Raw genomic sequence first — 13,076 nt, 5'->3', positions numbered from 1 at the left:
CGCCTGCACCCCTGTCCCAAGGAGGCAGATCATGACCACCTCAGAGACCCCCGCGACCACCGTGGACCATGCGTCCAAGGCCGCGAGCCCCGGCCAAGTCATCGTCCAGTACGGCGAGGTCCGGGATATCCCTCTCAACCGCCTCAAAGCCTCGCCCAAGAACGTCCGGCGCGTGGGCCACAGCGCCGAGGTGATCGAGTCCCGCGCGGCCTCGATCACCTACAAGGGCGTGCTTCAGCCGCTCGTCGTCGAGCCCGAGGTCAAGGACGGCAAGGAAACCGGCTACTATCTCGTCAGCGCCGGTGAAGGCCGCCGTCAGGCCCTTCGCCTGCTGGCCAAGCGCAAAGCGCTGGCCAAGGGGGCGCCGGTGCGATGCGTGGTCGATACGACCAACGATCCCGCCGAGGTGTCCTTGGATGAAAATTTCGCCCGCGAAACCCTTCATCCTGCGGACCAGTTCGAAGCCTTCAGGGACCTCGCCGAGCGCAAGGGCTACGGCGCCGAGGAGATCGCCGCCCGGTACGGGATCAAGCCCGACACCGTGCGCGAGCGCCTGCGTCTGGGGGCGGCGGCCCCGGCGCTGCTCGATCTCTATCGCGAGGCGGCGCTGACCCTGGAGCAGGTGACGGCCTTCGCCGTCAATCCCGACGTCGCCCGGCAGATGCAGGTCTATAGCCAGCTGTCGCCGCACGGCCTGCAGGCCTACGCCATCCGCCGCGCCATGGTCGAGGACAAGGTCGTCAGCACCGATCGCCGCGCCCAGTTCGTGGGCGTGGAGGCCTACGAGGCGGCGGGCGGCCCGGTCCTGCGCGACCTCTTCAGCCAAGCGGGCGGCGTCTGCTGGCTGGAAGATGTCGCCTTGCTCGAACGCATGGTCGTCGAAAAGCTGGAGGTCGTCGCCGAGGAGACGCGGGCGGCCGAGGGCTGGAAGTGGGCCAGCGCCCACATCGACTTCCCGCAAGGCCACGGCTGCGGCCGCGTCTGGCAGCACTACCGCCAGCGCGCCCCGGGCGAGAGCGAGGCGATCAACGCGCTGCTGGCCGAGGACGCCGAGCTGACCGAACAGTGGGGCGACGTCGATCCGCCCCCGCCGGAGGTCGCCGCGCGTTTCGAGGCGATCGCCGCCGAACTCGAAGCCTATGGCGACGAATACGGCTGGGACCCGGACGACAAGGCCCGCGCCGGGATTTTCGTCGTGCTCAGCCAGTACGGCGAGGCGCGCATCGAAACGGGCTTTGTTCGTCCCGAGGACGAACCGGCGCCCGAGCCTGCCCCTGAGGATACAGAGGGCGTGCAAGGCGAGGGCGGCACCCATGAAGACGGCGAGGACACGCGCCCCGACGAGGTCGAGGCCGACGCCGATGAGGCCGGGTCGAACGCCGAAGAACCGGCGGGTGACCCGGCCGCCCCGCTGCCCGAACGGGTCATCGCCAACAAGTCCGAGAACGAGCGATCGGGGGTGCTGTCGACGGCGATGAGTTTCCTGGGCCTGTACCGCGATCCCGTCGTGGCGGCCGTCACCTCCAGGTGCGACTGGCGGATCGCGGACCTGGTCGGCCACGAGCGACCGGTCAGCCTCTATCTCGTCGTGCCACCTTCGGACATCAGTCGTACCAAGCCGCTGATCCGGCTGATCCTCAACCAGGTCGGCCGCCGCCTGACCGAGGACTTGGAGGAGGCCCGGGACCGGCGGCCGCTACTGCTGATGCTCGACGAGTTTCCGTCCCTCGGGCGCCTGGACTTCTTCGAACAGGCGCTCGCCTTCATGGCTGGCTACAAAATCCGCAGTTTCATAATTGTCCAAAGCTTGAACCAGGTGGCGAAGGCGTACGGCGAGAACAACTCGATCGTCGACAACTGCCATATCCGCGCGACCCTCGGCGCCAACGACGAGCGGACAGCGCGCCGCATAAGCGACAGTCTCGGCACCGCCACGGAGATGCGGGCCATGAAGAACTACGCCGGTCACAGGCTCTCGCCGTGGCTCGGTCATCTGATGGTCAGCCGTCAGGAGACGGCCAGGCCGTTGATGACGCCGGGCGAAATTCTGCAGATGCCGGCGCACGAGGCCATCATCCAGATGGCGGGCCTGCCGCCGATCCGAGCGCGGAAAGTCCGCTACTACATGGATGCTCGGCTTTCGAAGCGGGTCCTGCCTCCGCCGGAGCCTGGAAGTATCGCCAGCGATGGACCCCCGCCTTGGGGCCAAGTCGTCGGCGTGTCCGCAGCCGCTGGAGAGGGGCGTCGCTCCGTTGAAGACGAAGGCGGTCATCGCATCGAACCGGAGTTCGAGGCGCCTGCCGAGCCGGTGCGAGAGGCGCCCGAGCCTGAGGCTTGGCTCGACCCTGATCCCGACGCCGACGAGTCCGCCCAGGCTGAACAGAGCCGCCGTTTCAGGCTTGCGGCTAGGCAGGCCAGTCTCGATCCCGATGATGGCATCCCGTTGTGAGGGCGCGATGAAGATCCAGACCAAGGTCTTCCTCTCCCGGGACCTCGTCCTGGCACTCGACGAAGCGTCGCGACGGATGAAGCGTTCAAAGTCGGAGATCATCCAGACAGCTGTCGCCAGCTACCTCTCGCCAGACGGCAACGAGGCGGCCGAGGCCGCGGTGGTTCGACGCCTCGATCGGATCGGCCGGGAACTGGAGCGCCAGGGGCGCGATCTGACGATCTCCAACGAGGCGATCGCTCTGTTCGTCAAAGCCTGGCTGACCGCGACGCCAAGCCTTAGCGCTGGGGATCAGAAGGCGCAGAACGCCAAAGGACAGGAGCGGTACGCGGGGTTCTTAGATGCGCTGGCGCGCCGATTGAGTTCGGGGCGGCTCCTGCGGGCTGAGGTTCTCGATGAACGAGTTGGGACTGGGGAAAGCTGACTCTAAGGGGACCTTGCGAAGGTCTGCTGTCGGACGCTCAGCACGCTCAGGACGCAGCGTGGCTCGACCGTTAGGCGCGGGCCTTCACCCGTTATCACTCACGCAAATTCATCGCCGCTTTACCCAGGGCGTCACGGGGGGCAAGCTGAACTGTCGGGTACCTTCGGGGAATCTAGGGTGTCCAGCCCGAAGATCGAACTCTGCAAAAGCTGGTGAAGCATCAACTTGTTGGGTGCTCCGACATAGGCTTCCATGGTCGTCCCGCCCCCCGCGTCGCGGCGCATAACGAAAAGTTCGCCCTCGTCGGCGGAATGGATGGTCAGCGGCGAATGGGTAGTCAGCACGACCTGCAGGTTTGGCAGCGTCCCGCGCAGGAACTCGACGAGCCGTCGCTGCCAGACAGGATGGAGGTGTAGGTCGATCTCGTCGACAAGTAGGACGCCGCGCGCCTTGAGGGGGTCCTTGTGGTCCCTAAACGTCTCGGTGATGCGGAAGAGGAGGTCGCCGCACCAAGCCGCCATGGCCTGGTAGCCATCCGAAAGCGCCGCGAGCGGAAGTTCTCCGTCGGGGGTTCTAAAGAGGATCTGACGGCGTTCACGATCGATTCTCGAGAAGTCGACGTCCGGAAGCAGTGTGTGGATGGGCCCGCTGCGAAACGGCCATTCGAACCAAGAAGCCACCGCCTATATGCGACGGGTAAGACGTTCGATGCCGGAGCCAGCGCAACAGTTCCGCCGTGCAGGGTTGTGCCTGCGCCACCGACATCCACGTCCGCTTCCTGGAGGCGAGCCAACGTCTGCAACTGGCGCATTGCCGTCAGGCGATGTGTAGCCAGTCGGCCGCCCCGGCGCGAACCGCACTCGTCAGGTCTTCGATCAGGCGGGTGGTGATGCGTAGGTGCTGCCAGAAAAGCGGTACGTCGACGATGACGCCGGGGGCAAGATCGACCAGGCGGCCTGACGAGATCAACGGAGCGGCCAGGCGTTCCGGTGTCAGGGACCAGGCGACTCCTGCCAGGGTGAAATCCAGAAACCCTTGGGTGGACGGCACCCAATGGGTCGGGCCTTCGATCGGGCTTCCGACGACCTCTTCAGTCCACTTGAGTTGCAGCCGATCACGCGGGCTGAAGCGGAGCACCGGCGCCTCCGCCAGCCGCGCCGCTGTCACGCCGTTCGGGAAATGATGGTCGCGATAGTCTGACGTCGCGGCGGCCAAGTAGCGAAGCGAGCCTAGCTGAAGGGTGCGACAGCCTGCGACGGCCTTTCCTGTCGTGGTCACTGCGGCGATCACTTCTCCCGAACGCAGGCGCTCGGCAGTGTCGGCCTCGTCGTCGAGCACCAGAGACAGGGTGTTCGGCTGGGCGGCGGCGAAGCAGGAGGCCGCGCCTGGGAACCAGGTGCCGAGGCTGTCCGCGTTGAGGGCGATCTTCAAGGTCGGGCGCGCCCCGCCGAACGCCGCTGCCCAGACGGGATCGCCCGCCATCATGTCGTGCTCCAGCAGGGCCACCTGATCGAGGTGGGCCGCCAGCCGCGCCCCTGCCTCGGTCGGTCGGCATGGCGTCGCGCGGATGACCAGGGGAAGACCCAGGCGCTCCTCGAGTCCCTTCACGCGTTGGGACACCGCGGAGGGCGTTACAGACAGGGCTTCGGCTGCCGCATCGAATGATCCGGTACGAATGACGGCGGCCAAGGCGGCGAGGGCGGGATAGTCGAGCATTAGGGGTGCTAATCTAGCCTAAGCAGGATTAGTTCGGCTACGGTCTCATGTCGTGCGATCTGCGCCCCATGATCGTTTCCATTCTTCTGCCCCTGGCGAAGGGCTTCGCCCTGTCGGCCAGCCTGATCGTCTCTATCGGCGCCCAGAACATGTTCGTGCTGCGGCAGGGGCTGCGACGCGAGCATGTCCTGCCGGTCGTCCTGTTCTGCGCCGTGGCGGATTCCGTTCTCGTCATCGCCGGCGTGAACGGTCTGGGCCAGCTGCTGGCGGCGGTTCCTGGCCTGTCGATAGCGTTGAGCCTGGGCGGCGCGGCCTTCCTCACCTGGTACGCCGTCGGGGCCTTTCGACGGGCAATGCGCTCGGAAGCCTTGATCATTAAGAACGACGCAGGTCTGTCGCTCGGGGCGGCGCTGGCGGCCACCGCCGCCTTCACCCTGATGAACCCGCACGTCTACATCGACACCGTCATGCTGATGGGAGCGGTCGGGTCCAGCCTGCCTCCGAGCCAGCGGCTGTTCTTCATCATAGGAGCCTCGACCTTCGCCGCTGTCTGGTTCGCGTCCATCGGGTTTGGCGCGCGCTTTCTGGCGCCGCTCTTCGCCCGTCCGATCGCCTGGCGCGTGCTGGATGTCGTCACCGGCCTGATGATGACCGTCATCGCCATGGTCCTGGTGCACGGCGTCTTCGCCTGACGCCATTCTATACCACGAGGTCCACATGAACCCGCCTGTCATCGCCCCGGAAATCTACGCCCTGCGCCCGGACTTCTCGGCGCTCAGCATCCTTGTCACAGGCGCGCGCAATGGGGCGAGCGATCCGGTTGACGCAGAACAGTTGCGTCTAGCGTGTGAAGCGCAGGAGCCTGAGTGGGCTGAGGCGCATCTGGACGCCTGGCGGGACGCTTACCGCGCCTTCGGAGCCAAGCCGCAGCGGACGCCCTGCTCGGTCGAGGCCTTGCGCAAGCGGGTTCAGCGGGACGGGACCCTTCCGCCGGTGAACGCCGTCGTCGATCTCTACAATGCGGTCAGCCTTCGCTACGCCCTTCCGATCGGCGGCGAGGATGCGGATGCTTACGCCGGGACGCCCCGATTGGTGGTCGCACAGGGCGGCGAGACTTTCGACACGACCCAGAACGGCGAACCGACAACCGAGATGATTGATCCCGGCGAGGTCATCTGGCGCGATGACCACGGCGCGACCTGCCGACGATGGAACTGGCGACAGGGCGTACGGACGCGGATCACTGACGACAGCACCGCCATGTGGTTTATCCTCGAACGCCTGGACCCCATGCCGATACCGGCCTTGTTGCAGGCGGGTGACGAACTGATCGCCGGGCTGAAGCGTCTTAGTCCATCGCTGCGCGCGAGCAGTCTTCTGCTTCAGCGCCCCGATTGATCGGGTGGCTCGACACAAACTGAAGCCAAGCCTGATTTGAGCTGACCGTCGCGTCGGTCCTCACTGAGGCGGTATTCTGGAGCAGAAGCATGGCGCTGTTTTCGGGCCTTTCGGCCTTTCCTATCACCCCGATGACGTCCGAAGGCGAAGTCATTTCGCCTGACCTGCGGCGGCTGGTTCGGCGTATCGAGGCGGGCGGCGCCGATTCCATCGGCCTGCTCGGCAGCACCGGAACCTACATGTTTCTCAGCCGCGACCAGCGCCGACGCGCCGTGGCGGCCGCCGTTGAAGCCGTCGCCTCAATCCCGATCATCGTCGGCGTCGGCGCCATGAGGACGGACGAGGCTCAGGCCTTGGCGCGCGATGCGGCCGGGGAGGGCGCGTCCGGCCTGCTCCTGGCGCCGGTCAGCTATACGCCGCTGACGGAGGGGGAGGTCTTTCAGCATTTCCTCGCCGTGGCCTCGGCCACGGACCTGCCGCTATGCATCTACAGCAATCCGGGCACGACCAACTTCACCTTCAGGCCTGAACTGGTCGCTCGTCTGGCGGCGATCCCGACCGTGGCCGCGATCAAGCTGCCGCTGCCGGCCTCCGGCGACATCGTCTCCGATCTGGCGGCCTTCCGGCAGGCGGCGCCGAGCCTGTCCATCGGCTATAGCGGCGACTGGGGCTGCAAGGTGGCGCTGCTAGCGGGCGCTGACTGCTGGTACAGCGTGGCTGGCGGGCTGTTTCCAGAACAGGCCGCTGCACTCGCGGTCGCGGCGGTCAAAGGCGATCGCGAAGCAGCGGACCGATGCGACGCCGTGTTCGCCGGCCTGTGGGATATGTTTCGCGCGCACGGCAGTCTTAGGCTGATGTATGCGGCGGCGAACATGTTGGGCTTGACCGAAGCTTTGCCGCCGAAACCGCTTCTGGGACCCGACGAAGGGCTGACGGCCAGTCTCCGAAAGGCTTTGCCGATCTGAGGCGTAGAGGGCGCCCAGTGTCGGGTTTCGGCCGTGAAGCCAAGGACCGCTATTGGCGCCAAGGCGACGCTCGGGCGCTCCGCCGAAAGGAACTGGCACGCTCGTTTGCCAAGCGCGCCAGTCCGGGGCCTAGCCTTTCCAGTCTGGAAGCGCGGCCAGCTGCGCCTTGGTCAGCTTGGTTCGAATAATGTGATCCTCCGGATCGCCCGGCTCTGGAGCGACGGACACGTCCGCCAGCGCGACGACGACCTTCTTGTCGGGTCCCATTCGGTCGATCTCGATGACGATCGCTGTCGGCTTCCCAGCGGCGTCGAGCAAAACGTGCTCGACCTCGCCGGCCTTGCGATTGGCCGAGTCGATCACGTCAGCGTCCTCGATGTGGCCGACCGTGAAAGCGCCCTTGGCGGGCTGGGCCTCGTTGCGGGCGATGGTTGTCTGCGCCAGTGCGCCGGTGGCGATGGCGGCCAGGGACAGGCCAAGGATGGCGGTCTTCATGGGCTAACTCCTTGTGACAGGGGCTCGGATAACGTGACCCGAGCGTCGCGCGTTGCCTGCAAAGCGCCAGGCAGCGGCGAGCCCGCATATTGCCAAAGGCCATCTGACAGCCCCTGACGACCAGGTGGCGAGGCCGGCGCGCACTCCGGTCGTACTCGATCGCGGGAGCCTTTCCGATTGTCGGGGATTGGGGGCGGGAGAGGAGACCGCCATGACGGACAGCAACAAGGCAACGCCTACGCCAAAAAATCCGCCCGCTGGGGAAAGACCAGCTGGCCAGGAGGCGCCGCTGCCGCCCGAGCTCGACCCCAACAAGAAAACCAACGCGACCCATGATCCGACAGCGGACGACCCGGGCAACGGCGCAGATTAAACCCTGGATGACCTCGCCACACGTCACTTGGCGCCTAGAGCAGCGTGCGCCCGCTAGCGTCCATGACTAAGGAATGCCCATGCTGTCTCGCGCCGTCGTTGTCGGTCTGTTTTAGGTCCTGGCGCTGGCCGCCTGTGGCGAACGTTCCGCCGCGCCCAGTGCGAGCGCTTCCCGTGCTGATCTACCGACAGCCTCGGTAACCGCTGAGGGCGCTTCCGAGCGCGACGTGCTGATCAAGCCGGCACGGGACTTGGGCGGCGCTCTGCCGCTCAAGCACGGCATCTTCGTCGCGGCCGACATTTCCTGCGGCGATCCGCCAAACGCCTCCCTGCGTCGCTACGACGGGGAAGGCCTGCGGCGCCCACACGCATGCCTGCCGGATCAAGGTTCTGGCCAAGCGCGGCTCTTCATACGACTTCGAGCAATCGTGCATCGACGCAGGCCAAGGCCCTGGACCTCGTTCGATCGAGAAGGCGACCATCGACATCCAGGACAACCTCACCTTCACGCTCAGGCGCGGCGGTGCGGGCGAAGCACCGATATTGCTCTGCGTCGATGTTGCCGCCAGCGCTTCGGAATTGGTGATCAATAGGCCCATCAGCCTCCAGTTTCAGTCGACCACGGGACGGCGGCTTCTGGCGCAGCGCTGCCGCTTCGGCCCAACCGCTGGCCGAATTCGGCAGCGAGCGTCGACCGATTCAGCCGCTGGACTGAATTCCGCTCGACCGCTCGCGCGGCCTCGCTGTCGGAGATCGTCACAAACAACGTCATACCTTCGAGCGCCTGCGCCCGTTCCGCCTGCAGATGGGCCAACGCATCGATCATCGCGTGGATGAGATGGTCGAAATAGAGGGCAAAGTCATCGTTCGAAGTGGCGCTTGCCGCAGTGAGGTCGCGATTGATATCCGCGAAAAGGTCGTCGCCGAAACCTTCGTACCCCCACTCGGCGGGCGCCCAGCGCAGATAGGTCGCGTAGTCAGAGCTCATGTCCTCGATCGCGGCCTCGGAGGCATGCTTCTCGGCGTAGCTTTCCTCGGTATTGGCGCAGAAACCCACGCTCATGCCGTCATCCGCTGTCTGGAGACAGACCGCATAGAGGCGTCGCCCTTCGAGCACGGAGCTCAACATGTCGACGGCCGCGATCGTCGCCGCGCGAAGTTCCCCTGCTGTGGCGATCCAATCCACGCCGGCTCCCTTTCGATCTCGGGAAGGCTAACACCCAAGTCTCCGCCGACAAGTTGTCTCAAGGGGGAAGGCGAGGGGCGGAGGCCGTCTCCTTACCCTAGTCGCTGAACGTCCGGTTCCTAGCGGTGCGCCGACGGCAGCAAATGGCGCGACCCGCCCCCAGCTTTAGGGGGCACGGTCGGGCGCCGGCTCGACAGATTGGGCGAACCTGATAAGGGCCCAGGCGTTGCGCATCGGGAAGGCGCAGCCAAGCTTGTCGGAGACGGCCCGTTGAGTTCAGAAGACCACGATCGCAACCCCCGGCGCGACGTCGAGGGCGGGGGGCAAAGCAGCGGAGTTCCGGCCGCCGGCACGCTGGACAGCGGCGCGCCCGAGCCCTTGGGATCGCGCGGCCTTCGTCACTGGCGCGAGAGCACGATCACCGAGCCTGGGCTCGAAAGCCGCGGCAACGTGTTCTTCGCGGCGGTCGAGATGACCCGCATGCCGATGATCCTCACCGACCCCAATGTGCCGGACAACCCGATCGTCTTCGCCAACAAGGCCTTTCTGGATCTGACGGGGTATGAGGAAGCCGAGGTGGTCGGCCGCAACTGCCGCTTCCTGCAAGGGGCGATGACGGATCGCGAGGCCGTGGCCGAGATGCGTCAGAGCATCGCCAAGGCCGAGGCGGTCTCGTTGGAGATCATCAACTACAAGCGCGACGGGACGCCATTCTGGAACGCGGTGTTCATCGGCCCGGTCTATGACACGTCCGGCAAGCTGCTCTACTTCTTCGCCAGCCAGCTCGATGTCAGCCGGCGTCGCAACAGCGAGCAGGCCCAGCGCCAGTCCCAGAAGATGGAAGCCATCGGCCAGCTGACCGCCGGCCTGGCCCACGACTTCAACAACCTGTTGCAGGTGGTCAACGGCAATCTGGAACTGCTGGCCTCGCGTCCCCTGGACGAGCGCAGCGTCCGCTATGTCGAGGCCGCGCGTTCGGCGGCCGAGCGCGGCGCCAAGCTCACTCGTCAACTCTTGGCCTTCGCTCGCAAGACCCGGCTGGAGCCGCAGGCCGTCGACATCTCGGCCCTGATCACCGAGTTTGGCGAGATCATCGAGAGCACGCTCGGCTCGCAGGTCGAGCTTCAGCTGAGCCTGCGTCGCAGGCTTCCGGCGGTGATGCTGGACGCCGACAATTTCGAGATGGCGTTGCTCAACATCGTCATCAACGCCCGCGACGCCATGCCCAAGGGCGGGCTGGTGACGATCACCACCTCGGCGCTGCATCTCAACGGCGACGCGGAGGCGCGCAACCTGCCCAGCGGCGACTATGTCGCCGTCGAGGTCCGCGACGAGGGGGAGGGCATGGCCGCCTATGTCGTCGAGCGGGCCACCGAACCGTTCTTCACCACCAAGGGCGTGGGCAAGGGTACGGGGCTGGGCCTGGCCATGGCCCACGGCTTTGTTCAACAGTCGCGCGGCCGCTTGGAGATCGACAGCGCGCCGGGGCAGGGCGCCACCATCCGCATGTTGTTCCCGGTCGCGCGCGATGTGGCCAAGATCCCGCCGGCGGTTTCGGGCCCAGCCCTGACAACGTCGACCGCCGCGACGCCCGTCAGCGAGCACATCCTTGTGGTGGAGGACAATCTGGAGGTCCTCGAGCTGGCCCGCGAAATCCTCACGGGCGTCGGCTATCAGGTGACCATCGCGACGTCCGGAGATGAAGGCCTTGCGGTGTTCGAGGCCTCGCCGCAGGCGTTCGATCTACTGTTCAGCGACCTCGTCATGCCCGGTGGCATGAACGGCATCAGCCTAGCGGCGGAGATACAGCGGCGGCGACCGGAATTGCCCGTGCTCCTGACCACCGGCTACAATGAGGAGTTGGTCATCGACGGCCCCTCTCGCCCGGCGATGGATGTGATCGGCAAACCCTATCGGCGAACCGAACTGATCGATCGGGTGCGCCAAGCGCTGGAGCGGCGCGGTCAGGACAAGCCGCGCCGCAACGCCTCGGAGTTCGGCGCGGCGGAGGCTTAAAATTGGTTATGTCGCCGGCGGGCGCCAACCGCCGACGATCGTCTGTCGCCAAGCAACAAAACCGGGACCGGGCGGGTTACTCGAGAAGCCGACAAATCCGCCAGCCTTTGGACGGCGGATCGCCGGTTCGGGGCAAATGGAATGTCGGGCGATGAAACCGCAGTGGTGGCGGGCGAAGAGGCCGCGCCGCTGATCATACTCGTCGTCGAGGACGAGGTGCTTGTTCGCATGCTGGCTTGCGACATCTTGATGGAGGGCGGCCATCACGCGATCGAGGCCGTCGACGCCCAAGAGGCGCTTATCCTTCTGGAAGCCCGCCCTGACATCGCGGTGATGTTCACCGATGTCGATATGCCTGGCGAGATCAACGGCCTTGGTCTGGCTCGCTTGGCGGCCCTGCGATCTCCGCAACTGCCGATCATCGTCACCACCGGCGCGGCGGCGGTGGCCACCGCCGACTTGCCGTCCAGCGCCCGGTTCCTGGCCAAGCCCTATTCGCCGTCTGTCTTGCTCGCGATGATCCAGGAGGTCACCACGACGGGGAAGGCGCCCCGCGCCGTTGATGAGTAGCAAGGCCAGTTTTCGGCCCAGCCTCAGGCCACCAGCCGTGGCGGCGCGAGCGAAAGCTGCTCATCCATCACGCAACTGAAGGATACCGGATCAAAGGGCTTTTCGATCGCCATATCCGCGCCAAGACCCACAGCCCAATCCAGAGCGTCCTTTCGGCGTAGGAAGCGTGATCCGGCGCTCATGGCGATAATCCGCGTATTTGGCCAGCGGCGTCTTATCGCCATGATGGTTTCGATACCGTCGCAATTGGGCATGATCATATCGACGAGCGCGATGCGGAACGGCTGCTTCTCAAATTGCGCGATCGCCTCCAAGCCGTCGGCGGCTTCGACGGCATCCAGGCCGCTGCCTTGAACAAGAATGCCGACGAGTTCTCGGATGAACGCGTCGTCGTCAGCCACCAGAACACGCATCATCGGCCTCCCGGAAGAATTGTTATTTTCAAGACCGCTATACTGAAATGCGAATTTCACTCATGGCGCCGGTTGTCGCATGTCTTGAAAATTGTGAAGCTTACGCCCTCGATCCCCGTCTAGGGTTGGCGAAACTGAATGGGCGCGAGATGCGTGCACCAACCGGCCAACGCTACGTGTCCGAAGTAGCGTTCAAGTCCGCTGCTAGAGCTGGCGCAGCGGCGCCGAACCTATCGCTAAGCCGGCTTGCGGCCAAACTGCTGGCGCAGTTCACCCTTGGCGGCGTTGAGCACCTGTTTGCGCTCGACCGACAGGTTGTCGCCCGCGCGGTTGATGTAGAAGGTGAGCATCGACATCGCCGACTGGAACGGCGTGCCCTTGCGCCGGTGGTTATGCTCGGCCGAAAGCTTGAGGGAGGCGGCGATTTCGGCCGGATCGTCCTGTTCGAAGTGGTGGGCCTTCAGGTCGAGCGCGTCACTTGTCTCGGTGACCTTGGCCGACCATTGATGGTCGTCAGCGACCTTGGGCATGAACAATTCCCTTCTGTGTTTGCCCATGGCTCTTCATCCGCTCACCCTTGGTTAGGACCGGACTTGAAGGTGTCGCCTACGTCCGCGGAGGCGCCGCCATCCGGCCCAGCCTTGGCCTGTGACCGCTTGCCCGTTCGCTGGACCGCTTTCCTCCCGCCCAGCGCCGTGAATTCGCCCGGGGGCTCCGCCTCGTTGGCCTTTCGGCCTTCGGCGTTCTGATCTGACATGATTTGTCTCCGTTCCAGAGCCTGTGCCTCAGCAAAGGCGTGGTGTTAGGCCTGGGCGTGCGACCCGACTGGCAAGATCGCGTCGCCTTTCGGCATCCACTCACCCGCCAATTGACGCCTTAGATCCAAGATGCGCACGCGCGCACCACCGGGGTGCTTCGCCGCCAGCCGCCTGGCTTCCCGCTCGGCCTGTCCGCCCGTTTCGAAAAACAGAACTTCACAGGTGTCGCAGAGCTTGACCGACCAGCCCCCTTCAAACGGGGAGACCTCGAAAATGCAGGTCATCGTCGCCTCCGATTTCGCCGCGTCGATGGG

At 65.4% G+C, this 13,076-nt stretch carries 16 protein-coding genes; 8 read left to right on the top strand and 8 right to left on the bottom strand.

Annotated features, from left to right (window positions below; genetic code table 11):
• Positions 1 to 31: 31 nt before the first annotated feature.
• Both AC07NG_RS23560 and AC07NG_RS23555 read left to right on the top strand, forming a co-directional pair.
• Entirely contained in the window at positions 32 to 2,449 is a 2,418-nt protein-coding gene (locus AC07NG_RS23560) for a type IV secretory system conjugative DNA transfer family protein (protein ID WP_494596727.1), read from the top strand.
• 7 nt (positions 2,450 to 2,456) lie between these two features.
• Positions 2,457 to 2,873: a ribbon-helix-helix domain-containing protein gene (locus AC07NG_RS23555; protein ID WP_494596726.1), complete on the top strand. Its 417-nt coding sequence runs from the start codon at positions 2,457 to 2,459 to the stop codon at positions 2,871 to 2,873.
• A 131-nt stretch (positions 2,874 to 3,004) separates the two neighbouring features.
• On the opposite strand, the gene AC07NG_RS23550 is transcribed toward AC07NG_RS23555, so the two are convergent.
• Both AC07NG_RS23550 and AC07NG_RS23545 read right to left on the bottom strand, forming a co-directional pair.
• Entirely contained in the window at positions 3,005 to 3,553 is a 549-nt protein-coding gene (locus AC07NG_RS23550; RefSeq protein ID WP_494596724.1) for an AAA family ATPase, read from the bottom strand.
• A gap of 136 nt (positions 3,554 to 3,689) precedes the next feature.
• Entirely contained in the window at positions 3,690 to 4,589 is a 900-nt protein-coding gene (locus AC07NG_RS23545) for a LysR family transcriptional regulator ArgP (RefSeq protein WP_494596723.1), read from the bottom strand.
• 68 nt (positions 4,590 to 4,657) lie between these two features.
• On the opposite strand from AC07NG_RS23545, the gene AC07NG_RS23540 reads away from it, so the two are divergent.
• From AC07NG_RS23540 to AC07NG_RS23530, 3 genes are all read left to right on the top strand, one after another.
• On the top strand, positions 4,658 to 5,281 hold the full coding sequence (locus AC07NG_RS23540; RefSeq protein ID WP_494596721.1) for a LysE/ArgO family amino acid transporter: 624 nt from the start codon (positions 4,658 to 4,660) through the stop codon (positions 5,279 to 5,281).
• A gap of 25 nt (positions 5,282 to 5,306) precedes the next feature.
• On the top strand, positions 5,307 to 5,987 hold the full coding sequence (locus AC07NG_RS23535) for a B3/B4 domain-containing protein (RefSeq protein WP_494596719.1): 681 nt from the start codon (positions 5,307 to 5,309) through the stop codon (positions 5,985 to 5,987).
• 89 nt (positions 5,988 to 6,076) lie between these two features.
• Positions 6,077 to 6,952, top strand: a complete 876-nt coding sequence (locus AC07NG_RS23530; protein WP_494596718.1) for a dihydrodipicolinate synthase family protein — start codon at positions 6,077 to 6,079, stop codon at positions 6,950 to 6,952.
• Positions 6,953 to 7,081: 129 nt separating this feature from the next.
• Here the strand turns inward: AC07NG_RS23530 and AC07NG_RS23525 are convergent, their stop codons facing one another.
• The gene (locus tag AC07NG_RS23525) at positions 7,082 to 7,447 is read right to left on the bottom strand and encodes a PRC-barrel domain-containing protein (RefSeq protein ID WP_487290750.1); all 366 of its coding nucleotides are present in this window, start codon (positions 7,445 to 7,447) and stop codon (positions 7,082 to 7,084) included.
• 211 nt (positions 7,448 to 7,658) lie between these two features.
• On the opposite strand from AC07NG_RS23525, the gene AC07NG_RS23520 reads away from it, so the two are divergent.
• Entirely contained in the window at positions 7,659 to 7,820 is a 162-nt protein-coding gene (locus AC07NG_RS23520) for a hypothetical protein (RefSeq protein ID WP_487290751.1), read from the top strand.
• Positions 7,821 to 8,001: 181 nt separating this feature from the next.
• Here the strand turns inward: AC07NG_RS23520 and AC07NG_RS23515 are convergent, their stop codons facing one another.
• Positions 8,002 to 8,418 carry a hypothetical protein gene (locus AC07NG_RS23515; RefSeq protein WP_494596716.1) on the bottom strand — a complete coding sequence of 139 codons (417 nt, stop codon included), beginning with the start codon at positions 8,416 to 8,418 and terminating at the stop codon, positions 8,002 to 8,004.
• A complete protein-coding gene (locus AC07NG_RS23510) occupies positions 8,418 to 9,005 on the bottom strand; it encodes a DUF4303 domain-containing protein (RefSeq protein WP_494596714.1) in 588 nt (195 codons plus the stop codon). Before AC07NG_RS23510 ends, AC07NG_RS23515 begins: the two co-directional genes overlap by 1 nt.
• Positions 9,006 to 9,275: 270 nt before the next feature.
• Here AC07NG_RS23510 and AC07NG_RS23505 point away from each other — a divergent pair, with 270 nt between their 5' ends.
• Together AC07NG_RS23505 and AC07NG_RS23500 are read left to right on the top strand one after the other, a co-directional pair.
• Complete coding sequence (locus AC07NG_RS23505; protein WP_494596713.1) at positions 9,276 to 11,021, top strand: histidine kinase famiy protein; 1,746 nt, start codon at positions 9,276 to 9,278, stop codon at positions 11,019 to 11,021.
• A gap of 141 nt (positions 11,022 to 11,162) precedes the next feature.
• Entirely contained in the window at positions 11,163 to 11,591 is a 429-nt protein-coding gene (locus AC07NG_RS23500) for a response regulator (RefSeq protein ID WP_494596711.1), read from the top strand.
• Positions 11,592 to 11,614: 23 nt separating this feature from the next.
• Here AC07NG_RS23500 and AC07NG_RS23495 read toward each other — a convergent pair whose 3' ends face one another.
• The 3 genes from AC07NG_RS23495 to AC07NG_RS23485 form a co-directional block, all read right to left on the bottom strand.
• Positions 11,615 to 12,004 (bottom strand): response regulator, encoded by a 390-nt coding sequence (locus AC07NG_RS23495; protein ID WP_494596709.1) that lies wholly within the window; start codon positions 12,002 to 12,004, stop codon positions 11,615 to 11,617.
• Positions 12,005 to 12,240: 236 nt separating this feature from the next.
• Complete coding sequence (locus AC07NG_RS23490; protein WP_494596707.1) at positions 12,241 to 12,534, bottom strand: DUF3175 domain-containing protein; 294 nt, start codon at positions 12,532 to 12,534, stop codon at positions 12,241 to 12,243.
• 272 nt (positions 12,535 to 12,806) lie between these two features.
• Positions 12,807 to 13,046: a hypothetical protein gene (locus AC07NG_RS23485; protein WP_494596705.1), complete on the bottom strand. Its 240-nt coding sequence runs from the start codon at positions 13,044 to 13,046 to the stop codon at positions 12,807 to 12,809.
• Between the last annotated feature and the right edge of the window lie 30 nt (positions 13,047 to 13,076).

It is taken from the genome of Caulobacter sp. GW821-FHT10C03 (genome assembly GCF_059415485.1).
This window is presented reverse-complemented; position numbering and strand designations above follow the sequence as displayed.

What these genes read in the sequence shown, in the direction of transcription:
- AC07NG_RS23560 (WP_494596727.1), top strand. Translation starts at nt 32, where the DNA reads ATGACCACCTCAGAGACCCCCGCGACCACCGTGGACCATGCGTCCAAG.
- AC07NG_RS23555 (WP_494596726.1), top strand. Translation starts at nt 2,457, where the DNA reads ATGAAGATCCAGACCAAGGTCTTCCTCTCCCGGGACCTCGTCCTGGCA.
- AC07NG_RS23545 (WP_494596723.1), bottom strand. Translation starts at nt 4,589, where the DNA reads ATGCTCGACTATCCCGCCCTCGCCGCCTTGGCCGCCGTCATTCGTACC.
- AC07NG_RS23540 (WP_494596721.1), top strand. Translation starts at nt 4,658, where the DNA reads ATGATCGTTTCCATTCTTCTGCCCCTGGCGAAGGGCTTCGCCCTGTCG.
- AC07NG_RS23535 (WP_494596719.1), top strand. Translation starts at nt 5,307, where the DNA reads ATGAACCCGCCTGTCATCGCCCCGGAAATCTACGCCCTGCGCCCGGAC.
- AC07NG_RS23530 (WP_494596718.1), top strand. Translation starts at nt 6,077, where the DNA reads ATGGCGCTGTTTTCGGGCCTTTCGGCCTTTCCTATCACCCCGATGACG.
- AC07NG_RS23525 (WP_487290750.1), bottom strand. Translation starts at nt 7,447, where the DNA reads ATGAAGACCGCCATCCTTGGCCTGTCCCTGGCCGCCATCGCCACCGGC.
- AC07NG_RS23520 (WP_487290751.1), top strand. Translation starts at nt 7,659, where the DNA reads ATGACGGACAGCAACAAGGCAACGCCTACGCCAAAAAATCCGCCCGCT.
- AC07NG_RS23515 (WP_494596716.1), bottom strand. Translation starts at nt 8,418, where the DNA reads ATGGGCCTATTGATCACCAATTCCGAAGCGCTGGCGGCAACATCGACG.
- AC07NG_RS23500 (WP_494596711.1), top strand. Translation starts at nt 11,163, where the DNA reads ATGTCGGGCGATGAAACCGCAGTGGTGGCGGGCGAAGAGGCCGCGCCG.
- AC07NG_RS23495 (WP_494596709.1), bottom strand. Translation starts at nt 12,004, where the DNA reads ATGCGTGTTCTGGTGGCTGACGACGACGCGTTCATCCGAGAACTCGTC.
- AC07NG_RS23490 (WP_494596707.1), bottom strand. Translation starts at nt 12,534, where the DNA reads ATGCCCAAGGTCGCTGACGACCATCAATGGTCGGCCAAGGTCACCGAG.
- AC07NG_RS23485 (WP_494596705.1), bottom strand. Translation starts at nt 13,046, where the DNA reads ATGACCTGCATTTTCGAGGTCTCCCCGTTTGAAGGGGGCTGGTCGGTC.